The following is a 20,419-nucleotide window of genomic DNA, read 5'->3' as shown; positions in this document are numbered from 1 at the left end:
CCCCCACCCCCGCCGCTCCCCCTACCGGAACTGCCCCCGATACCCGGACTCTGAACCCCTCGAGCCCACACACCATCGACATGTTCTGAGGCGTGACGCTTGGTCCTTGCTCGACGGCAGGCCGGTGAGCCCCCCACCAGGTGTGGTGGATAAGCACGATTACCCACCACTCATGTTGCGGTGCAGCAGAGTTGGACGGAACGACGGGCGAGGAAGGTGCCATCGCGCCTGTGCCCGCTTGGCGTGGGAACACGGGTTCAGGACCGGGACCGTCCCAGCCGATCAATCCGGCCGGATCGGCGGCAGCGAACAGCGCCACGACGGCATCTTTGCTGGTGCCGTCCGGCGACCGACCGGCGATCGGATCGAGGTGGTGTTCGTGCTGGAGGTGCGAGACGTGGCGACCGTACGCGCCCGGCTGTGCTGGACGCGGTAGTGGTGGCGCCAACGTCATTCCGGCTCGTGCCGGAACGACGTTCCTACGCCACGGGCGAGGCCCCCGGAACCAGGGATTCCGGGAGCCTCGCCTGTGTTGCGCTGTCAGAGGCAGTCGTTGCCGGGCGCGGGCAACTCGACCCCGAAGTCGCGTCGCATGATCCCGACTCCCGTGCCGGACAGGGTGCGCAGCTTCGTCGGGTGCAAGCCGACCTCGAGTGCCTGCTCGACAAGGCCGAGCAGGCGCGTGTCGGACAGCGGATGCAACGCCGCTTCCTCGCGGGCGGCGTCGAACGCGCACCCTGCGTCCGGTCCCTGGACGTCGACGTAGGCGAAGACCCGGTAACCGTCAACGCTGCCACTCGCTCCGATCCGTGCAGGCTCCGAGCCACTGCGGCCATCGCCTCGGACGCGGCGGCCGGGTCTAGCACTCCACTGCCCCGCACGCGATCGACGGACAGACCGGGACGGCTACGGCCGACATGAGCCCATGCGTCGAGCCTGAGCCCCGCTCTTCTTCGCCATGGTCGCGGAGGGCGCGCACATGCGCCTTCCCGCGTGCGCCCGCTGGAACGTGACCGAATCTGATCCACCAGGATGTGACCTGCGTCCGCACCGCAGCGAGGGGGAGTATCGGCCTCTGCTTGCTTGCTGCTGTGCGCCGCCGCCGCTCACTCACACGAAGAAGCCTCCTCCTGCTGCTACTGATGGATAGGACAGCAGGTTGTCCGTGGCATTCTTCGCGTGAGGCGGCAGCTCCACGCCCCGGGACGGTTTCGGCGACCGGCTTGTCGATCCGAGGGAGCGCTTCCATATGCTTGGTGTTGCGCACGTCCTGATCGGCGTCGGTCGTGAACTGTTCCACCGATCCGGAACGCTGACCGGCGAGTGACGTGCGTCTCGTCCGGGCCGGCATCCAACCACCGGACGTGTCCTACGAGCCGGAAAGGCAGAGGAGCACAGTGAGCACAGCAGAATTGGCACAGTGGAACTCCGAGGAGGCTCTTGCGGAAGCGATGATCCCGATCATCGGTGGCTTACACCGCACGCGTTCGGTGACCATTCTGCTTCACAGCCGCTCCCTGGTGAACAAGTCGGTCATCAGCATCCTGCGAACCCATCGTTTCGCCCGACAGATCAGCGGCGACGAGCTGTCCGTCGAAGAGACGTTCCCTTTCCTCGAGGCACTGACGCATCTCGACCTCCGGCCCTCCAAGATCGATCTCGGACTGCTGGTGATGAACTACCGGGCGAACGGCGACGGAGTGTCGATCCCTGAGTTCGTTGCACGCAGTCTTGCCGAACTGGCCGGTACCGCTCCGACGTCTCCGCAGCCGCAGGATGTGATCCTGTACGGATTCGGGCGCATCGGTCGACTGGTGGCTCGACTCCTGATCGAAAAGGCCGGCTCGGGAAATGGGTTGAACTTGCGCGCCGTGGTGGTCCGAAAGGGAGGTAGTGACGACCTGACCAAGCGCGCCTCGCTGCTGCGTCGCGACTCGGTCCACGGGCAGTTCAACGGCACGATCAAGGTCGACCCAGAGAACAACACCCTGATCGCCAACGGCAACGTCATCAAGTTCATCTACAGCAACGATCCGACGAGCGTCGACTACACCGAGTACGGCATCGACAACGCCATCCTGATCGACAACACCGGGATCTGGCGCGACCGCGACGGGCTGTCGCAGCACCTCCGCCCGGGTGTGGCCAAGGTGGTGCTCACCGCGCCCGGCAAGGGCGACGTGCCCAACATTGTGCACGGCGTCAATCACCGCGACCTCGACCCGACCGAGAACATCGTCTCGTGCGCATCGTGCACCACCAATGCCATTGTCCCGCCACTGAAGGCCATGGACGACGAGTTCGGTGTCGCGCGAGGCCACGTCGAGACCGTGCACTCCTTCACCAATGACCAAAACCTGCTGGACAACTACCACAAGGCCGATCGGCGCGGCCGATCGGCGCCCTTCAACCTCGTGCTCACCGAAACAGGTGCCGCTTCGGCCGTGGCGAAGGCGCTCCCCGGCCTTCAGGCCAGGATCACTGGCAACTCGATCCGCGTACCCACCCCGGACGTCTCCGTCGCCATCCTCCACCTTCAGCTGGGGCGTGAGACCACCAAAGATGAAGTGCTCGAACATCTTCGTCAGGAATCGCTGACAGGCGCACTGAGTCGGAATCTCGACTACACCGCGGCAACCGACGCCGTGTCCAGCGACTTCATCGGTTCACGCGCGGCGTGCATCATTGACGCCAACGCGGCAATCGTCGACGGTGACACCGCCATTCTCTACGTCTGGTACGACAACGAGTTCGGTTACTCATGCCAGGTGGTGCGTACCGTCCAGTACCTCTCGGGCGTGGAGTACGCCGTCTATCCCGTCACGGGCAGCGCTGCCGTGGAGCCGGTCGGTTCGCCTGCCACTGCCCAGTGACATCGCACCTGCGAGGGGTCGTCTGCGGGGTGAATGCCGTGGCAGCAGCGGTATGGGACCGAATCGTGGAGAGTTCTTCTACGGCACCACGAGCGTATACCGGGCTGAATCGGGCACGCACGTCCTGACGGACGAACTGTCGCCTGTCACGTACTGGCGATTCACGGTTCCGGAAGGCGAACCGCCGAAGGACTCCCACGCCACGGTCGAGCTGCGCTGCACGTGCATCCGTTCGAGGACTTCACCGGCCGAGCGGTCCGGGTGAGGGTCGCCGAAGCGATGCGGCGGCTGGATTTCCCGTTCTCGAGCTCAGCGTCGAACGGGACACCGCCCCACATGCCCGGTATGTGGCGGCGCTGCGGGAGTGGGATCAGCACCGGTCATTGGCTCTGCGGTGCGAATTCTGGCGGGACGTTCGTTTCGCATCGTCGGACGATCAGAACTGAGGGCCCTGCCTGCGACGCAGCATCGAGCCGGGGGAGCAGGAATGCCGCCCGTGAGCTCCGGTCAACCATGCCGGGCAAGCACGCCCAGCAGGGCTGCGAGCGAGTACGAACGCGGCTGCGCTGCGGGCCGGGGCGAGCGCCTCGGCCCGCAGGCGACACAAGCGCCCACCGAGTGCGAAGACCCGGGGCGGCGGTGTCGAGCCGTAGGCCCGGTCCGCTGCGATGCGAATGCTGCATTCGTGGCATGGATGCAGCGCACGCATGTGTCCGCCAGCGCGTGTCATCGATCGGAGTGCGGGGTATGCCACGGCGGCGTCGGTGCGATGCAGGTCTGTTCGGAGCAGGATGCGGTACTCGGAACGGCCGTGGGTGTTCAGTAGCGGGCGGGATGGCCGGCGTCGTCCCAATCGGGCAGCGGCGGCACCCGGGTGGCCAGGACGGTATCGGCGAAGATCAGCGCGACGGCAAGGGTGCGGGCCACCGGGCGGAGGACCAGGGTGGAGATCATCAAAACGTGCCTCTTCCTTCTGCGAGTGGCCGCCTGGCGACGGGGAGGGCCCGGACACCCCGCCCCAGGGGAAGGCGGGGCGTCCGGGAGGGGCGACTCGTCGGCCCGAGGTGCGCGCACCGCCGGCAGGGGGTGGCGGTGCGCGGCAGCGGGCCTCGCCGAGTCGACGGCGACGGTCGTGCAACCTTCAACCACATTTACGGCACTCGGTGCAGAAAATCAATCCGGGGCGTCCCGGGATGCCGGCGCGAAGGCCCGAGCGGTGCGCCCGGCCCCGGCGCCCCGGACCGGTGACAGTCGGCAGGCCCGAGGACGGTCGACCTCCTGCGCCGTGTCGGCAGTGAGCGAATCGAAAGTACGCGGGTGGAGAGATGCGGGCCCTCGAGGTGCGCACCTGTCTCCGGTGCGCATCGAAGGGGATCCGGAAGGGGAAAGTGGCGTCGCTCTAGGCTGACCTCTCGTGCACGCTTTCGTCGATGAGAACACCGTCCGCGGCATCCTGGTGGTGGCCGCAGTGGCGGATCCGTCGGCGCCCGATCAGGCGCGCAGAACGTTGACGGCGCTGAGAATGAAGGGTCAGGAACGGATCCACTTCAAGTCCGAGCGCGATGCCCGCCGACGCACGATCTGCTCGGCCCTGGAGACATTGGACGTGCAGGTGCACGTCTACGACGCGACCGGGCTGACACCCAAGGTCGGGCGCCCACGATGCCTCGAGGCACTGGTGGACGACCTTGCCGAGCTGTCGGTCTCGCGTCTGGTGCTCGAGCAGGACGATTCCACCGTCAAGTCCGATCGCCGCACGTTGTTCGACGCCACCGGCAAACACGGGATCCGGGATCGGCTGACGTATCACCATCTGCGCGCCAAGCAGGAACCGATGCTGTGGATTCCCGACGCGGTCGCCTGGTGTCTGGCCAAGGGCGGCGAATGGCCTGCCCGGGTCCGGCCGTTGATCACCAAGACCGTGGCAGTGCGGTAGAAACGCGAAACCCGGCTCACCAACCGTCCGGAAGGCTGCCGGGTCCACTTCACCGGAGCTAATGCCCCGTGCACTCATCACAGTGCCAGACAGACAGATTTGGTGCAAGCACCAGGCCAGAAAGGTGCAGGTGAGGGCCGTCGGCAGCAAGTACGCCCCTTTGAGGGTGCAGCATCAGACCAGTGCGGATTCGGGGCGCACCAGCCGGGCACGAAGCCGCAGTTCAGCACGCTTGTGAGCGATCGACAGGGACGTGTCATAGCGTCCGAAGATGGTGGACGTCACGGGTTCGCGTCTTCTGCAACTCGTGATTGTCCATGATGGATAATTCCGGTTATCCATCAATAGTATTGTTGTGCAGCGGGATTGGACGTAACGCCGGGTCGAACGCGATGCCATGACGCTGGCGCTACACGTCGCGCAGGAACGCGAGTTCAGACTCATTCCGAACCGGGACCGTCCCAGCCGATCGCTCTGGCAGCGTCGACGGCGACACACAGCGCCGGGGCTGCGCCAGCACTGCCGATCGACTGTGCATGTGCACTCGCCCCACCTCGTTTTCCGCGAGCTCCTTCACCGGTATCGCACGAAAACTGTTGTGGCGCATTGTGAAACGAAATGCCGATAACCTATATTACGTTAAGTAAAGTACTGCACCGATTGGTGGTGGCGACGTCCGGGACATCGAGTGTCAGCACCTCCTCGGCCCGGACGGATGAGGTGCTGACACTCGATGTACCGTTCAGCCGGAGCGGTGGGTCACACCGATCTTCACGGTGACACCGCCGGAGCACACCTCAGTCGTGCGCAGCTCGACCGTTTGGGCGTGTCGAACACGACGCTCACCAGGGCGTAGCATTCCAGGTCAGGTACGCGTCGGTTCCTATGCCACGAATGAGCGGTACCGAGAATGGATCTATTCGGCAAGTTTCGCGACTGCTTGCGCCCAGAGGAAGAATTTGTTGGTGCCAAGATCGCCGACGGTTTTGATATTGAACGCGGCTTTGAGGTGCTCGGCGTCGGACTCGCTCACACCTTTGAGTGCGGCGACCGGGGCCTTCGCGAGCTCCTCTACCGGAAGGGTTTCGTAGGCCTTGTCGAACTTCGAGGCGATACCAGCCATGTGCCTGACCTCCACTACTCGTTTCGGCTTCCGTATACCAGTTAATACGGTCCCTCACGCGATCGACGCGATTTCGGGCGGCGAGTCGCCCAAGGTCACCCCGCCCTCTCGGGGCATCGGCCGTCATTGGGGTCAACGATCACCCCTGGGCGTCCTGCCAGACTCGTTCGACGGAACGAGCAGTCCGGGCGACTACTGACGTTCGATATGCGCTGCCGCGCCTGACCTCGGAATGTACCGGTCCTTAGCGCAAACGATCTGATGATCGACAAACTTCGTCAACTCAATTCTCATCGGTGTGATTTCGTGCCAATGCTGGCCGTCGTCCGCGTACTACGCGAGCAGGTCGACTGGCCCTCCGTTTGGGGGGCCAGTCGACCTCCCCTCTGCCCGTGCATTCTTGGGGCTGCTCGACGACCCGCGGTTACACCGGCCGTGGAGTGGCGGACCCTACTCACAAGGATGCAGGTCTACCTGTCACGGTGCAGTTCCGGATTCAGGGTTGACGGCCGCCAGCGCGGTGTTCAAGGTCTGACTCGGCCGCATCACGGCCACGGTCTTATCCCTGTCCGGCTTGTAGTAGCCGCCGATGTCAACCGGCACGCCCTGCACCTCGATCAGCTCCCGCACGATCGTGTCCTCGTCCCTGGCCAGCGTCTCGGCCAGCGGGGCGAACTGTTCTGCGAGTTCCGGGTCCTCGGTCTGCGCGGCAAGTTCCTGCGCCCAGTACATCGCGAGGTAGAACTGGCTGCCCCGGTTGTCGAGCTCGCCGGTCTTGCGCGACGGGCTCTTGTTCGTCTCCAGCAGCTTGCCAGTCGCTGCATCGAGCGTTGTTGCCAGGATCTTGGCGCGCTCGTTGCCAGTCTTGATGCCGAGGTCCTCCAGGCTTACGGCCAACGCCAGGAACTCACCGAGCGAATCCCAGCGCAGGTGGTTCTCCTCCACCAACTGCTTGACGTGCTTGGGCGCCGACCCGCCGGCGCCCGTCTCGTAAAGGCCGCCGCCCGCCATCAGCGGCACAATCGACAGCATTTTGGCGCTCGTACCGAGTTCGAGGATCGGGAACAGGTCGGTGAGGTAGTCACGCAGTATGTTGCCGGTCGCGGCGATAGTGTCCATCCCGCGGATCAGCCGCTCCAGCGTGTACCGCATCGAGCGCACCTGCGACATGATCTGGATGTCGAGGCCCTCGGTGTCATGATCCTGCAGGTACAGCTCGACCTTCTTGATCAACTCGTTCTCGTGAGGGCGGTACGGGTCGAGCCAGAACAGGACCGGCATACCGGAGTTGCGTGCCCGGGTGACCGCGAGCTTGACCCAGTCGCGGACCGGCGCGTCCTTGACAGTGCACATGCGCCAGATGTCACCCGCCTCGACTTGCTGGGTGAGCAGCACCTCACCGGTGGCGACATCGACGAAGTTGGCCTCGCCCTGCTCTGGAATCTCGAAAGTCTTGTCATGCGAGCCGTACTCCTCGGCCTTCTGCGCCATAAGCCCGACGTTGGGGACGGTACCCATGGTCGTCGGGTCGAACGCGCCGTTGGTCTTACAGAAGTTGATGATCTCCTGGTAGATGCGCGCGAAAGTAGACTCCGGCATGACCGCTTTCACGTCCTTGGGTCTTCCGTCGGCGCCGTACATCTTGCCGCCTGAGCGGATCATCGCCGGCATCGAGGCATCCACGATGACGTCGCTGGGTGAATGGAAGTTCGAGATGCCGCGGGCGGAATCGACCATGGCCAACTCGGGACGGTGCTCATGGCAGTTGTGCAGGTCCTGATTGATTTCGTCGCGCTGCGTGCTGGGCAGCGTCTCGATCTTGTCGTACAGGTCGCCGAGACCATTGTTGACGTTGACGCCCAGTTCGTCGAACAGCTTCTGATGCTTGGCGAAGGCATCCTTGTAAAAGGTCTTCACCGCGTGGCCGAAGACGATGGGGTGCGAGACCTTCATCATCGTCGCCTTGACGTGGAGGGAGAACATCACGCCCGTCTTGCGCGCATCCTCCATCTGCTCCTCGTAGAAGTCGAGCAACGCCGTCTTGCTCATGAACATGCTGTCCATGATGTCGCCCTCACCCAGGTCCACCTCGGGCTTGAGGACGATCGTCTCGCCGCCCTCGGTCACCAGCTCCATCCGGACCTTGCGCGGCCGGTCCAGCGTCATCGACTTCTCGCCGTGGTAGAAGTCGCCGTGCCGCATGTGTGCGACGTGGCTGCGTGAGGCCATCGACCACTCGCCCATGCTGTGCGGGTGCTTACGGGCGTACTCCTTCACCGCCCGGGGTGCGCGCCGATCGGAGTTGCCCTCACGCAGGACCGGGTTGACCGCACTGCCGAGAATCTTGCCGTAGCGCTCCCGGATGGCACGCTCCTCTTCCGTCTTCGGGGTGTCCGGGAAATCCGGGACCTGGTAGCCCTTGCCCTGCAGTTCCTTGATGGCGGCCAGGAGCTGCGGCACAGACGCGCTGATGTTGGGCAGTTTGATGATGTTGGTCTCGGCCAGTTGCGTCAGACGACCCAGCTCGGCAAGGTTGTCCGGGACGCGCTGCTCTTCCGTAAGGAGGTCGGGGAACTCGGCCAGGATCCGCGCCGGCACCGAGATGTCGCTGGACTCGATCTCGATGCCGGCGGCACCAGCGAAGGTACGCACGATCGGCAGGAAGGCGTAGGTCGCGAGCAACGGTGCCTCGTCGGTCAACGTGTAGATGATGGTCGACTGCTTATCGGCGCTCATTCTTGTCTCGTCTCCCACGTCAGTTCGGTCCGCTTCACGAAGTGCTTGCGTGCGGTATCACATCGACTATCAGGCTACGTGCGAGAACACAAGAACCATATTTACCCGCCGGTAGCGCGAACTCCGCTGACAGGCTCCGACGGCCTGCTGGACGCTCTACCGTGAACGTCATAGCCGCTCGCGACCAAGAACGCCGCAGTCCAGCGCGCCACCGACTCGATTGCCGACGATGCGTGGGCCCCGGCGAAACATCCGGGAGCGGGCCGCGACCCGGACACCGGAGCGTGGATCTCCGATGCCGGGGTCGCCGAAACCACCTACACCGCCTTTACTTCCGCCAATGCTCCGGTCACTGGGACGACGGGATGCTCAACTGCCCCTGGCGAACGGGGACGGGGACGGGGACGGGGACGGAACATCCTGTCTCACAGCGGATCCGAAGCACATCGCTCCCGGCCGGAACTCGGTGCGCGCCGCGAAGCAGGCGTACGGCGAAGCGCTGCGACACTCATCGTGCGCTAGGAGAACCGCAACTGCAATCACGCTGCCCGGGCACACCACAGCATCAATACTGGCGGTCTGCACCCGGGGGCACGCCGCTCATCGCCAACGCAGTCACCGACATCGGTCCTTGACGGGTTGTCACGATCCCCCCAGACCGGGGCCTGAGCGAGAAGAGAAAAGAGTTGAGAGCGCTGCGCCTCTCGCGGACTTCTCCGAGTTCACCGTGCGCAGGGCCGCGCGGCAGGATAGGAAACCGTCGGACCGACCGCAGGGACGCGACTCAGGGCAGATCGAGATGCAGCCGCAGAGCGTCGTCGAGCGCGGCAAGCGTTCTCGTCGAGAGCTTCCCGACCGGGTCACCGTCGAGACGACGCACCGAAACCGAACGAACCTGCTCCGCCTGAGCCTTCGACTCACGCGGCATACCCGATTCGTCAGGTTCGACGAGAACCTGAAACGCGAACACATGTGCCGTGTTACTCGTCAACGGCACCACGGTGACCACCCCCCGACCGAGTCGCTCCGCCGTCGCATTGGCGCGATCATTACTCACCACAACGGCGGGTCGACGCTTGGCCGCTTCACTCCCCTGCGCCGGATCAAGATCAACCCAGTGCACATGACCCCGGCGGATCATTCGCCGTCTGCCGAAGTGACGTCCCAGTCGTCCTCGACACCACCCTCGACGAAAGCCGCCGCATAATCGCGCTCGAGACCTACCTCCCCGAGCATCCGAAGCGCGGCGCGAATCCCTGCCGACCGGCCACCCAAACCGTGGTCGCGAACATACTCGTCGAGGACGCGAGCGTCCTCGTCGGGCAAACTGATGGTGAACCTCGTCGTCATACTGTAATCATACTCCAGTATGAACAAGCAGGAAAAGCGGGAACCCACCGCCGGCATCTCAGTCGGCCCACGATGCGCAGATGCTCCGAGGATGGCGAACCAGTCCTCGTGCAGCGAAAATTCACCGTAACGACGCCGAATCCACGCCCGGACAAACGCGCCACGAGCAAGAATTTCTCATCAAGGGCCGACCTGCCGCTGGCGCACGCGTGCCGGCAGGCCCCTCCTCGGGGACCGTCACCACCTCGACAGGACGCCAGTGGTCGGTCGCGACAGGGGCAGCGCGCGCAGCTCGATCTGGGCGTCATCGCACGACCGAGCTGATCGGGCCGTCGTGCAGCCGCGCTGCCGCCTCGTCCGAGCACCCCGGCCGGCGGTGGCGATCACCCTCGGCGCCACCGAGCACGCACCAGCTGCCGGCGGGTAGCCCGACAGGAGCGTCTATCCCTGTACACCCGGCAGCGGGGAACCCACCGTGAACTTCGCACCGAACGGATCGGTGACCTCCGCGGTCCGCCCGTACGGCATGTCCGTCGGATCGTCCGCGGTACCCCCACCGGCCCGAGCCGCGGCGACGACCGCGTCGGCATCGACGACCTGGAAGAGCGTGCCCCAAAAGGACGCCGACGCGGACGCATCGCCCACGATGCCGCCGATCTCGTGCCCATCCGGTCTGCGCAGAAACGTGAAGTCCACGCCGGGCAGGTCGTCGTTCCCGTCCAGGGTGAAGTCGAACACCGCCGCATAGAACTCCCGCGCCGGACCGGGATTCGGGGTCACCAAATCGTTGCGTAACAACGTGTTCGGCTCGTTCACCAGCTCGCAACCGACGTGTGCCCGTCCCTGCCACAGGCCGAACTGCGCACCGGACGGATCCCGCACCATCGCCATCCGACCCTGGTCGGCGATGTCCATCGGCCCCGTCAGCAGCGTGCCGCCCGCCTCTACGGACCGAGCGACCGTGGCATCGAGATCGTCGGTCGCCAGATAGACGTTCCACCAGAACTCGGTCGCACTCTCGTCGAGATTCGGCATCAGCGCGGCGACCTTCTTGCCGCCGAGCAGACACATCGTGTACCTGCCGTACTCCTCGGGACCGACGTCGAACTCCCAACCCAAGACCGACCCGTAGAAGGCCATCGCCCGGTCGAGATCCGGGATGCCCAGGTCGATCCAGGTGGGGGTGCCGAGAGGTTGATTCGTCGTGACCGCGCTCATCGCTACTCCTCCGCCTGGTCGACACCCACTCGACGCTAGCCCGCGGCACCGACATTCGACGGAAGAGCCACCCGATTGACTGTCGCGCGTCGCGAACCGACCGGTCGGGCCAGGGTGGGGTCTTCGAATCCGGAGGGACGCGGCGGGTAGGAGTGCACGCCGATGATCACCGCACGTCCCCAGGCTGCGATGCGGCCGGTGACGAGTTCGGAGACGGCGGTGGCGTAGGGCCGGAAATACGTGTCGAACAGAGCGGCGGCGTCAGTCAGGGATTCCTGACGCAAGAGTGTGCCGGTGCAGGTGCGGGTATAGACGGCGCCGCGGCCGTACGCGGCGGCGGGTTCGGAGTCGTCGGGGAACCGTTCCGGGTCGACGACCAGCCGGGAGTAGGCATTGCACACGATCCACGGCCGTACTTCGGCGTAGTCGGCGCCGAGAGTGGCGATGAGGTCGGTGCCGGTCGGTGGCCTCGTCGAGCTCGGCGCCCAGAGCAGCGTCGTCGAGGAGCAACGCTGCACGGATCTCCGGTGGATGGTGCGGGAGGCATGAGCGACGTGGAGGATCACCGGTGACGACGGGTGACCGGGCAGGATCGAAAAAGTGTTCATACGCAGGCCTTACGAGCGTCTTCACGCGGCCTCCTCGGGTCGGCGCACCCGGTAGCAGAGGTGGGTGACGTCTCGGTCCTCGAGCCGTCGGACGAGGTCGAGTTCGATGTGATCACCACCGAGGTGGTCGAACAGTTGTCGACCTTCCCCGAGGAGGACCGGAACCAGGGGGAGGTTTCCGCGACCAGGCCCGGTCCACGCCGTGGACCGAGGACACCATCGTCAACGTGTGGTCGAGCACGAAGTCGGTCCTGGCATTGGCGGCACTGATGCTCGTCGACGCCGGCGAGCTGAACCTGGATGCACCCGTCGCGCGCTACTGGCCCGAGTTCGCCGCCCACGGCAAGAGCGACATCGAGGTCCGGCACATCCTCTCCCACACCTCCGGGGTGTCGGGCTGGGAGCAGCCCTTCGTCCTCGAGGACATGTACGACTGGGACAAGTCGACGACCCTGCTCACGCAGCAAACGCCGTGGTGGCCGGCGGGTTCGGCCGTCGGCTACCACGCCAACAACCAGGGCCACCTCGTCGGAGAAGTCGTCCGCCGCATCACCGGTCAGCCGTTCAAGGAGTTCGCCACCACACACATCGCCGGTCCGCTCGGTGCCGACTTCCAGATCGGCGCCCGCAAGAACGATTGGGGCCGTCTCGCCGAGATCGTCGCACCGCCCCCCTTCGACATCGACCTCGCCGCACTCGATCCCGACAGCGTCATGGTGAAGACGATGACGGGACCGGTAGCCGACGCGAACGCCGCCAATACTCCCGGGTGGCGGCACGCCTACATGGGGGCCCTCAACGGTCACGGCAACGCACGCTCGCTCGCTCGGATTCTCTCGACGATCGCGCTGGGCGGTGAGAGCAACGGCGTCCGCCTCCTCCACAGCACATCGATCGACAAGATCTTCGAAGAGCAGAACAACGACGTCGACCTCGTCCTCGGTGTGCCGTTCCGGCGCGGCATCGGCTACGCGCTGCCGCGCCCCGACACCACGCCGAGCATCCCGGAGGGCCGGATCTGCTTCTGGGGTGGATGGGGTGGATCGATGACAGTGATGGACCTCGACCGCCGAATGACGTTCACCTACGTGATGAACAAGATGGGGCCGGGCATCATCGGCTCGTCCCGGAGCGAGCAGTACCTGCGCGCCACCTACGACGTCCTCAGCGAGACGGTCACCGCGAGACACGCCTGTACCGAGACGACACCGAAACGAGGGCCGCGCACGGCATGCACGCTCGATCTAGGGTGCACTCTCCTACGGCCCGCGGCTGAGATTCGAACTGACCGATGGTCAACCGACACTCCCGGAGTCTGCGCTCCGCCACCGGACTATTCGACGGAGCGCTTCTGTGCCCACGAGGGAACCCAGCGCTGGATGGCTTCAGTTGGCTTGTCGCGCGCTCGACGGAGAGGCATTCTCCCACTTCTGCTGCGCTGGGGAACGCAGGTACACCTTCCCCAGCCATGCGGTCTACGCGATCTGGAACCGGTCGTCGCCGAGTTCGACTTCGATACGCAACGTGCCGCCGACCGCGTCGACGTAGCGACGGAGTGTGTCGAGTTGGATACGGTCGAGTTCACCGCGCTCGATGGTCGAGACCCGGTTCTGCCCCACCTCTAGCCGCTCGGCCACCTGCTTCTGGGTCAGAGGCTGTGCCTTGCGCAACACTTTGAGTCGGTAGGCGCGGACCTGGTCGAACATCCGAGCCTTGCGCGCCTCGACCGGGTTCCGTCGCACCGGGCGCTTGGCGAGCACGTCTTCGAGGCTGATGCCCATCGATCTCACTTCCCTTCGAGTCGGTTCAGGTGACCGTCGAAGCGATCGTCGGCACGGGGGGATGTTCACCCGGTACCACTTGTCCCACTTCCCGGCCTTGTCGCCGGCCACCAAAAAGATCGCCTTGCGCTGCGGGTCGAACGCGAACAGCACGCGCAACTCCGATCGGCCATGGTCGCGCGCACCAGGTCGTCGCCGCCGGGATCGGGCTGGCTGGCCTCCGGTGCCGGTATCCGAGTGTCACCAGACGGTGCGCCGGGTCGCCAACGCGAAGGCTCGGGTTCCCTCTCCGGTGACGGTGTCCGCGGCGGCCACCCGATAGGCGGGGAGAGTCACCGGATGCGCCGGCCACGCCTCATGCTCCAGCGCTTTTCGGACATGTATCGATAGCTCCGGTTCGCGGAGGCAAAGACGCATCGAGACTGCCGACGGTACGTCGCTGGAGCTGACCGACGCAGTGGTCGGCTATCGCCTTCGCGGCGCGCGTTCAGGGGCGCGAGGTCGCCTTCCGCACGGTAACCGTGAGGGCCGGTTTCTCCTGGCCCGGCGTACGCAGCGGGGTCAGGTCTTCCCACATGGCGTCGACCATCGGCTGCAGGAACAGCTGGCCTACTTGGCGGATCATCGTTTCGATGATCTGGGTGGCTTCGTGGCGGTCGGTCGAGGCGAGGCCGGCCTCGCGCAACGCCACCACCTCGCGCCGGGTGAGATCGGTGAGTTTTTCCAGGAGCGTGTTGCGGGTGTCGCCGGGTTCGAGCAGGGCGCGGCGCATGTAGTTGACGACCTCGGGATGCGCGTCGAGCATGCGCGCCACCGCGGCGTCGCGGGCGGTGGCGATCTGTTGGGGTGTGCCCTGGTTCGGGGCGTGCGCGATGGCGTGGGCGAAGTGGTCGACGACGTGGTCTTCGACGGCGGCGCGGATGCCGTCCTTGGTGCCGAAGTGGTGCACGAGCAGACCGACGGTCACCCCCGCAGCGGACGCGATCGCACGCATCGAGGTGCCGTCCTCGCCCTTGGTGCCGAACAAATCGAGGGCGGCGTTGCGGATGCGGGCCTTGGCGGTCAGATCGTTCGTACTCATCCGCGGGTCGTGTCCTGGCTCCATCCGATTCCTCATTTCTCAGCAGCATAGCGCCGTAGCTCTTCCTATACAGTCATCCCGTATGCTATACATTCGTATAGTACCTGATGGGAAGGTTCCCCATGACCCGCATTCTCGACGGCATCGATGTCGTCACCCTCGCCCCCAACCTGCCCGGCCCGCTCGCAGCCCATCGCCTCCACCGACTCGGCGCCCGCGTGACCAAGGTCGAGTCGCCGGCCGGTGACCCACTCGCCGGCGTCGCCCCCCACTGGTATGCAGAACTGGTTGCCGGCCAAGACATCGTGGTGCTGGATCTGAAGGATTCCGACTCCCGCGTCCGCCTGGACGGCATGCTCGACTCCGCGGACCTGCTCGTCACCGCGATGCGTCCCTCCGCTGCGCAGCGCCTCGGTCTGGACCAGGTGACCGCGACTTTTCCTCGCCTCGGCCATGTCGAAATCGTCGGATACGACGGCGAATTGGAGGAAATCGCCGGACACGACCTGAACTACCAGGCCGCGTACGGTACCCTCACTCCCCCGTCGATGCCCACCGTTCCGGTCGCCGACCTGCTCGGCGCCGAACGCGCCGTGTCTGCTGCCGTGCTCCTTCTTCTCGAACGCACCGCTACCGGACGCGGCGGGCGCCGTCGGGTCGTCCTCGACCACGCGGCGTCCGATGCGGGTGCCGCGGTTCGGCACGGACTCATGGGCACCGGTGCCCCGCTCGGCGGCGCCCTGCCGTCCTACCGGATCTACCGGGCAGCCGACGGCTATGTGGCGCTGGGTGCACTCGAGCCCCATTTCGCCACCCGCCTCGCCGAAGTCCTCGGCGACGAGTTGACCCACGAGGGTCTCGAACGGTTCTTCGGCACGCACACCGTCGACGACTGCGAACAGCTCGCAGTCAAAGCCGACATTCCCCTCACGCGCATCGTCGCCGCGTGACCAACCCCCACCTGCAGGAGGAAACCACCACCATGCGCGAAGCAGTGATCGTCGGCGCGGTGCGCACCCCCGTCGGCAAACGAGGCGGAGTCCTCAGTGCGTGGCACCCGGCCGACCTGCTCGGCCACACGCTGCGGCATCTGGTCGAGCGCACCGGCATCGACCCGATGCTGATCGACGACGTCATCGCCGGCTGCGTGCTCCAGCACGACCAGCAGTCCTCCAACATCGCCCGCCACGCCGTCCTGTCGGCCGGGCTGCCGGAATCGGTGCCCGCGGTCACCGTCGACCGACAGTGCGGCTCGGGTCAGCAGGCGGTGAGTTTCGCCGCCCAGGGCATCATGGCCGGCACCTACGATCTGGCCGTCGCGTGCGGTGTCGAATCGATGTCGCAGGTGTCCATGCCGTCCGCGTTCCGGCCGGGGGCCCCGCTCGGCCCGCAGTACGGCCCTCTCGAACTCGCCCGCTACGACGGCGGTCTGATGGCGCAGGGCCCGTCGTCGGAGCTGATGAACGCGCGGTTCGGGCTCACCCGCTCCGCACTCGACGGGTACAGCATCCGCAGCCACGAACGCGCCCTCGCCGCTACCCGCGCCGGTCGATTCCGCGAGCAGCTGGTGCCGATCACCGCCGATCCGCACAACTCTGCGGGCGAGGCGATCACGGCGGACGAGGGGATCCGCGACCATCTCGACCCGGTGAAGATCGCGTCGCTGAAGACGGTGTTCGCCGCCGACGGGCGCACCACGGCGGCGAACTCGTCCCAGCTCAGCGACGGCGCCGCGGCGCTGCTGATCGCCGACCGCACATTCGCCGAAGCCCACGGCCTGATTCCCCGCGCCCGCTTCCGCGCACTGACCGTGGCCGCCGCCGACCCGATCATCCAGTTCACCGCCGTCCTCGACGCCACGCACAAGGCACTGAAGCGTTCCGGGCTGAGTGTCGAGGCCATCGACCGGTTCGAGGTCAACGAGGCCTTCGCCGGTGTGCCGCTGATGTTCGCACAGGAGTTCGGGGTGCCCGAGGACAAACTCAACGTCAACGGCGGCTCGGTCGCGATCGGCCACCCCCTGGGCTCCACCGGCGCCCGGATGCTCACCGACCTGCTGTGCGAACTCGAACGCTCCGAGAGCCGGGTCGGTCTGCAGACCATCTGCGAAGCGCACGGCACCGCCAACACCACCATCATCGAACGCATCTGAGAGGCACCGTCATGGCACAGGAGATCGTGAAGGGTCTGCCGTCCACCCACGGCGATCACTACCAGCTCAACACCACCACCGTGATCCGGCACTCCGCCCGCACGTACCCGGAACAGGAGATCGTCTACCGCACCGCCGACGGCGGTTGGGACCGCTACACCTACGCCGACGCCTACACCCGGATCATCCGCAGTGCCAACGCACTGCGCTCGCTCGGGGTCGGTCCGGCCGACGTGGTCGGCATCTTGGACTGGAACAGCAAGCGGCATTTCGAGCTGTATTGGGCCATCCCCGGCCTCGCCGCGGTGATGCTGCAGATGAATCTGCGTCTGGCCCCGGAGGATCTCGGCTACGTCACCGGTCACAGCGAGGCGTCGGTGGTGCTGGTCGACGAGTCGCTGCTGCCGGTCGCCGAAGCGCTCGCCCCGTATACCCCGGGTGTGGAGACGTGGGTGGTGATGACCGACAAGCCGATGTCGGAGATCGACACCTCCCTGCCCGGGGTCGTCCATTGGGAAGATCTCCTCGAGGCCGCCGCACCGGAGATCGACTGGCCCGTGATCGACGAGACCTCCACCTACAGCGCGTGTTACACCACCGGCACCACCGGACGCCCGAAGGGCATCTACTACTCGCACCGCGGCATCTGTCTGCACACCCTGTCCCAGGCCGCGAACCTCGGGATGCGCAGCGACGACGCGGTCATGCTCATCACCCCGATGTTTCACGGACAGAGCTGGGGTCTGCCGCAGTCCGCCGCCTACAGCGCCGCGAAGATCGTGCTGCCCGGCCGCTACGTCGCCGAGGACACCTCCGTGCTGGTCGATGCGATGATCGCCGAACAGGTCACCGTCGCCAACGGTGCACCGGCGATCTTCCAGCCCATGCTCGACTACATCACCACCCTCGATCACGCGCCCGACTTCCGGCGCACCCGCCTGCTCTCCGGGGCGACCGAACCGGCACTGTCGTTGATGCGCGGTTTCTACGAGCGCACCGGCGCCGACGTCATCCACGCCTACGGCGCCACCGAGACCACCCCGTTGGTGACGGTCAACGGCGCGCTCAAGCCGTCGCTGCGCGGCAAGATCTCCGACGAGCAGAAGTGGGATCTCAAACGCTCCCAGGGCCTGCCGATCAACGGCATCGACATCCGCATCGTCGATGGCGAGGGCAACGATCTGCCACACGACGGCACGAGCCAGGGCGAGGTGTTGCTGCGGGGTCCGTGGATCATCGAGCGCTACCACAAGCTCGACGACGACGCCGACAGATTCCTCGACGGCTACTGGCGTAGCGGCGACGTCGGCCGCATCGACGCCCACGGCTATCTCAAGCTCACCGACCGACTCAAAGACGTCGTCAAGAGCGGCGGCGAATGGATCTCCTCGATCGACATGGAAAACGCCCTCGTCGGCCACCCGAACATCAAGGAAGCCGCCGTCATCGGGGTCGCCCACCCGAAATGGCAGGAACGCCCCGTCGCCCTGGTGGTGACGGTCGACGGCGATGAGCTCGACCTCACCGACATCCACAGGGTGCTCGACGGCACATTCGCCAAATGGCAACTCCCCGACACCGTGCTCTACGTCGATGCCCTGCCGCGTACCAGCGTCGGCAAGCTCGACAAGAAGAGCCTGCGTGCCCAGCACGCCGACCTCTACACGGAGACCCGATGACCACGACAGTCCTGCAGACCACTCGGCAAGGTGCGGTGGCGGTCCTCGCCCTGCACCGCCCCGCCGCGAAGAACAGCCTCGACGCCGAACTGCTCGCCGCGCTGACCACCGAACTCGCCGACATGAAGAACGACGACACCGTGCGGGCGGTGGTGCTCACCGGCGCCGACGGCGTGTTCTGCGCCGGCGCCGACATCACCGCCTTCGACGCGCTACGTGAGCAATCGTTGCTCGGTGAGCGCACCGCATCGGGCGGCGACATCTGGGCCGACCTCGGCACCTACCGCAAGCCCGTCCTCGCCGCCGTGGAGGGCGTCGCGCTCGGCGGCGGCTGCGAACTGGCGCTGGCCTGCGACATCGTCATCGCCGGCACGTCCGCGAAATTCGGGGTACCCGAGGTCAAACTCGGCGTCATCCCCGGCGGCGGCGGCACCCAACGACTGATCCACGCCGTCGGCAAGTCCAAAGCCATGGCGATGCTGATGACCGGCGACGCCATCTCCGCACAGAAGGCATACGACGCCGGCATCGTCGCCGAGCTCGTCCCCGACGGCGAGGCCCTCCCCCAGGCGCTGACGATCGCCGAACGCATCGCGAAGAACTCACCCCTGGCGGTGGCCCTCGCCAAGGACGCGGCCGTGCGCGTGTACGAGACGTCGCTGTCGCAGGGACTCGAGCACGAAAAACGCAACTTCGACCTCGCGCTGCGCTCCGCGGACAGCCGTGAAGGCCAAGCCGCCTTCCTCGCCAAGCGCGCCCCCGCATTCACCGGAAGGTAGAGACGATCATGAGCGAGTTGTTCCCCGACTACCGCTCCCCCTGGGAGAGCGACGATCAGGCGCTGCTGCGCAAGCACGCCGCCGCATTCTTCCGCAAGGAAGCCACCCCGCACCAGGAACGCTGGGCCCAGCAGCATCACGTGGACCGCGAATTCTGGACCAAGGCGGGCGATGCCGGACTACTGTGCCTGGGCCTGCCCGAACAGTACGGCGGTGGCGGCGGCAACTTCGGCCACGAAGCTGTCGTCCAGCAGGAACTCGCGCTCGCGCACGACACCGCGTTCGGCTTCAACGTGCACTCGACGATCGTCGCGCACTACATCGCCGCCTACGCCACCGACGAGCAGAAAATGCGCTGGATCCCCAAGATGGCCAGCGGCGAGATGGTCATCGGGGTCGCCATGACCGAACCCGGCACCGGCTCGGACCTGCAGGCCGTGCGCACCACCGCGATCCGCGACGGCGACCACTACGTCGTCAACGGCTCGAAAACATTCATCTCCAACGCCACCCACTGCGACCTGCTGGTCATCGTCGCCAAGACCGACCCGTCGGCCGGCGCCACCGGCATCTCCCTGTTCGTCGCCGAAACCCGAGGACTCGACGGGTTCGAGCGTGGCCGGGTGCTGCACAAGATCGGCCAGCACGGGCAGGACACCCGCGAGTTGTCGTTCACCGACATGCGGGTGCCGGTAGAGAACCTGCTCGGCGGAGTCGAAGGCCGCGGCTTCTACCAGCTCATGGAGCAGCTCCCCCGCGAACGCCTGATTCTGGGGATCGCCGGGGTGGCGATGGCCGAAGCCGCGGTGATCGAGACCGTCAAGTACGCCAAGGAGCGCCGGGCGTTCGGCAAGCCGATCCTGGACTTCCAGAACACCCAGTTCGTGCTCGCCGAATGCAAGACCGAGGTGCTGGCGGGCAAGGCATTGATGGACCACTGCATCGCGCGATATCTCGACGGCACCCTCGACGCCGCGACCGCGTCGATGGCGAAACTGTGGGGCACCGACAAGCAGGTCGAGATCATCGACCGCTGCCTGCAGATCTTCGGGGGCTACGGCTACATGATGGAATACCCCATCGCCCAGATGTATGCGGCGGCG

General features: G+C 65.9%; 17 protein-coding genes and 3 pseudogenes. 9 read left to right on the top strand and 11 right to left on the bottom strand.

Going from position 1 to position 20,419, the window contains the following annotated elements; genetic code table 11:
* Positions 1 to 540 precede the first annotated feature (540 nt).
* Positions 541 to 702 (bottom strand): hypothetical protein, encoded by a 162-nt coding sequence (locus tag CQZ88_RS30360; RefSeq protein ID WP_230304382.1) that lies wholly within the window; start codon positions 700 to 702, stop codon positions 541 to 543.
* 695 nt (positions 703 to 1,397) lie between these two features.
* On the opposite strand from CQZ88_RS30360, the gene CQZ88_RS02385 reads away from it, so the two are divergent.
* The gene (locus CQZ88_RS02385; RefSeq protein WP_102799200.1) at positions 1,398 to 2,873 is read left to right on the top strand and encodes a glyceraldehyde-3-phosphate dehydrogenase; all 1,476 of its coding nucleotides are present in this window, start codon (positions 1,398 to 1,400) and stop codon (positions 2,871 to 2,873) included.
* Positions 2,874 to 3,692: 819 nt separating this feature from the next.
* On the opposite strand, the gene CQZ88_RS30355 is transcribed toward CQZ88_RS02385, so the two are convergent.
* Positions 3,693 to 3,827: a hypothetical protein gene (locus CQZ88_RS30355; RefSeq protein ID WP_006937388.1), complete on the bottom strand. Its 135-nt coding sequence runs from the start codon at positions 3,825 to 3,827 to the stop codon at positions 3,693 to 3,695.
* A 460-nt stretch (positions 3,828 to 4,287) separates the two neighbouring features.
* On the opposite strand from CQZ88_RS30355, the gene CQZ88_RS02375 reads away from it, so the two are divergent.
* A complete protein-coding gene (locus CQZ88_RS02375; protein WP_102799199.1) occupies positions 4,288 to 4,809 on the top strand; it encodes a hypothetical protein in 522 nt (173 codons plus the stop codon).
* Between the two features lie 916 nt (positions 4,810 to 5,725).
* On the opposite strand, the gene CQZ88_RS02370 is transcribed toward CQZ88_RS02375, so the two are convergent.
* Positions 5,726 to 5,932, bottom strand: a complete 207-nt coding sequence (locus tag CQZ88_RS02370) for a hypothetical protein (protein WP_006937385.1) — start codon at positions 5,930 to 5,932, stop codon at positions 5,726 to 5,728.
* Between the two features lie 477 nt (positions 5,933 to 6,409).
* Positions 6,410 to 8,668 (bottom strand): NADP-dependent isocitrate dehydrogenase, encoded by a 2,259-nt coding sequence (locus CQZ88_RS02360; RefSeq protein WP_102799198.1) that lies wholly within the window; start codon positions 8,666 to 8,668, stop codon positions 6,410 to 6,412.
* Between the two features lie 183 nt (positions 8,669 to 8,851).
* Here CQZ88_RS02360 and CQZ88_RS30345 point away from each other — a divergent pair.
* Positions 8,852 to 9,022 (top strand): annotated as a pseudogene (locus CQZ88_RS30345) (IS1380 family transposase); the annotation flags it as partial.
* 430 nt (positions 9,023 to 9,452) lie between these two features.
* On the opposite strand, the gene CQZ88_RS02350 reads toward CQZ88_RS30345, so the two are convergent.
* The 4 genes from CQZ88_RS02350 to CQZ88_RS02335 all read right to left on the bottom strand — a co-directional run bounded on the left by CQZ88_RS02350 (position 9,453) and on the right by CQZ88_RS02335 (position 11,844).
* Positions 9,453 to 9,809, bottom strand: a complete 357-nt coding sequence (locus tag CQZ88_RS02350) for a type II toxin-antitoxin system PemK/MazF family toxin (protein ID WP_044476018.1) — start codon at positions 9,807 to 9,809, stop codon at positions 9,453 to 9,455.
* Positions 9,806 to 10,018, bottom strand: a complete 213-nt coding sequence (locus CQZ88_RS02345) for a ribbon-helix-helix domain-containing protein (protein WP_044476021.1) — start codon at positions 10,016 to 10,018, stop codon at positions 9,806 to 9,808. Before CQZ88_RS02345 ends, CQZ88_RS02350 begins: the two co-directional genes overlap by 4 nt.
* Positions 10,019 to 10,459: 441 nt before the next feature.
* Entirely contained in the window at positions 10,460 to 11,236 is a 777-nt protein-coding gene (locus CQZ88_RS02340; RefSeq protein WP_006937383.1) for a VOC family protein, read from the bottom strand.
* 35 nt (positions 11,237 to 11,271) lie between these two features.
* Positions 11,272 to 11,844, bottom strand: coding sequence for an N-formylglutamate amidohydrolase (locus CQZ88_RS02335; protein ID WP_102799197.1), 573 nt, complete (start codon positions 11,842 to 11,844; stop codon positions 11,272 to 11,274).
* Between the two features lie 182 nt (positions 11,845 to 12,026).
* On the opposite strand from CQZ88_RS02335, the pseudogene CQZ88_RS02325 reads away from it, so the two are divergent.
* A pseudogene (locus CQZ88_RS02325) lies at positions 12,027 to 12,893 on the top strand (serine hydrolase domain-containing protein); the annotation flags it as partial.
* A gap of 426 nt (positions 12,894 to 13,319) precedes the next feature.
* Here CQZ88_RS02325 and CQZ88_RS02320 read toward each other — a convergent pair.
* The 3 genes and pseudogenes from CQZ88_RS02320 to CQZ88_RS02310 form a co-directional block, all read right to left on the bottom strand.
* A complete protein-coding gene (locus CQZ88_RS02320) occupies positions 13,320 to 13,625 on the bottom strand; it encodes an XRE family transcriptional regulator (protein WP_044476017.1) in 306 nt (101 codons plus the stop codon).
* A gap of 108 nt (positions 13,626 to 13,733) precedes the next feature.
* A pseudogene (locus tag CQZ88_RS32345) lies at positions 13,734 to 13,778 on the bottom strand (hypothetical protein); the annotation flags it as partial.
* 334 nt (positions 13,779 to 14,112) lie between these two features.
* Entirely contained in the window at positions 14,113 to 14,730 is a 618-nt protein-coding gene (locus tag CQZ88_RS02310; RefSeq protein ID WP_102799196.1) for a TetR/AcrR family transcriptional regulator, read from the bottom strand.
* A 98-nt stretch (positions 14,731 to 14,828) separates the two neighbouring features.
* Here CQZ88_RS02310 and CQZ88_RS02305 point away from each other — a divergent pair, with 98 nt between their 5' ends.
* The 5 genes from CQZ88_RS02305 to CQZ88_RS02285 all read left to right on the top strand — a co-directional run.
* The gene (locus CQZ88_RS02305) at positions 14,829 to 15,656 is read left to right on the top strand and encodes a CoA transferase (RefSeq protein WP_006937373.1); all 828 of its coding nucleotides are present in this window, start codon (positions 14,829 to 14,831) and stop codon (positions 15,654 to 15,656) included.
* 32 nt (positions 15,657 to 15,688) lie between these two features.
* A complete protein-coding gene (locus CQZ88_RS02300; protein WP_102799204.1) occupies positions 15,689 to 16,858 on the top strand; it encodes a thiolase family protein in 1,170 nt (389 codons plus the stop codon).
* An 11-nt stretch (positions 16,859 to 16,869) separates the two neighbouring features.
* Positions 16,870 to 18,537 carry a long-chain-fatty-acid--CoA ligase gene (locus CQZ88_RS02295; RefSeq protein WP_102799195.1) on the top strand — a complete coding sequence of 556 codons (1,668 nt, stop codon included), beginning with the start codon at positions 16,870 to 16,872 and terminating at the stop codon, positions 18,535 to 18,537.
* The gene (locus CQZ88_RS02290; RefSeq protein ID WP_006937367.1) at positions 18,534 to 19,316 is read left to right on the top strand and encodes an enoyl-CoA hydratase/isomerase family protein; all 783 of its coding nucleotides are present in this window, start codon (positions 18,534 to 18,536) and stop codon (positions 19,314 to 19,316) included. Before CQZ88_RS02295 ends, CQZ88_RS02290 begins: the two co-directional genes overlap by 4 nt.
* An 8-nt stretch (positions 19,317 to 19,324) precedes the next feature.
* Positions 19,325 to 20,419 (top strand): acyl-CoA dehydrogenase family protein (locus CQZ88_RS02285; protein ID WP_258008420.1); only part of this gene is annotated, 1,095 nt, incomplete at its 3' end.

It is taken from the genome of Rhodococcus sp. ENV425 (assembly GCF_002887785.1).
GTDB classification, from domain to species: domain Bacteria; phylum Actinomycetota; class Actinomycetes; order Mycobacteriales; family Mycobacteriaceae; genus Rhodococcus; species Rhodococcus aetherivorans.
This window is presented reverse-complemented; position numbering and strand designations above follow the sequence as displayed.

Coding starts and splice junctions, on each gene's coding strand:
- CQZ88_RS02335 (WP_102799197.1), bottom strand. CDS start 11,844: ATGAACACTTTTTCGATCCTGCCCGGTCACCCGTCGTCACCGGTGATC.
- CQZ88_RS02320 (WP_044476017.1), bottom strand. CDS start 13,625: ATGGGCATCAGCCTCGAAGACGTGCTCGCCAAGCGCCCGGTGCGACGG.
- CQZ88_RS02310 (WP_102799196.1), bottom strand. CDS start 14,730: ATGGAGCCAGGACACGACCCGCGGATGAGTACGAACGATCTGACCGCC.
- CQZ88_RS02350 (WP_044476018.1), bottom strand. CDS start 9,809: ATGATCCGCCGGGGTCATGTGCACTGGGTTGATCTTGATCCGGCGCAG.
- CQZ88_RS02370 (WP_006937385.1), bottom strand. CDS start 5,932: ATGGCTGGTATCGCCTCGAAGTTCGACAAGGCCTACGAAACCCTTCCG.
- CQZ88_RS02290 (WP_006937367.1), top strand. CDS start 18,534: ATGACCACGACAGTCCTGCAGACCACTCGGCAAGGTGCGGTGGCGGTC.
- CQZ88_RS02360 (WP_102799198.1), bottom strand. CDS start 8,668: ATGAGCGCCGATAAGCAGTCGACCATCATCTACACGTTGACCGACGAG.
- CQZ88_RS30355 (WP_006937388.1), bottom strand. CDS start 3,827: ATGATCTCCACCCTGGTCCTCCGCCCGGTGGCCCGCACCCTTGCCGTC.
- CQZ88_RS02305 (WP_006937373.1), top strand. CDS start 14,829: ATGACCCGCATTCTCGACGGCATCGATGTCGTCACCCTCGCCCCCAAC.
- CQZ88_RS02345 (WP_044476021.1), bottom strand. CDS start 10,018: ATGACGACGAGGTTCACCATCAGTTTGCCCGACGAGGACGCTCGCGTC.
- CQZ88_RS02295 (WP_102799195.1), top strand. CDS start 16,870: ATGGCACAGGAGATCGTGAAGGGTCTGCCGTCCACCCACGGCGATCAC.
- CQZ88_RS02300 (WP_102799204.1), top strand. CDS start 15,689: ATGCGCGAAGCAGTGATCGTCGGCGCGGTGCGCACCCCCGTCGGCAAA.
- CQZ88_RS02340 (WP_006937383.1), bottom strand. CDS start 11,236: ATGAGCGCGGTCACGACGAATCAACCTCTCGGCACCCCCACCTGGATC.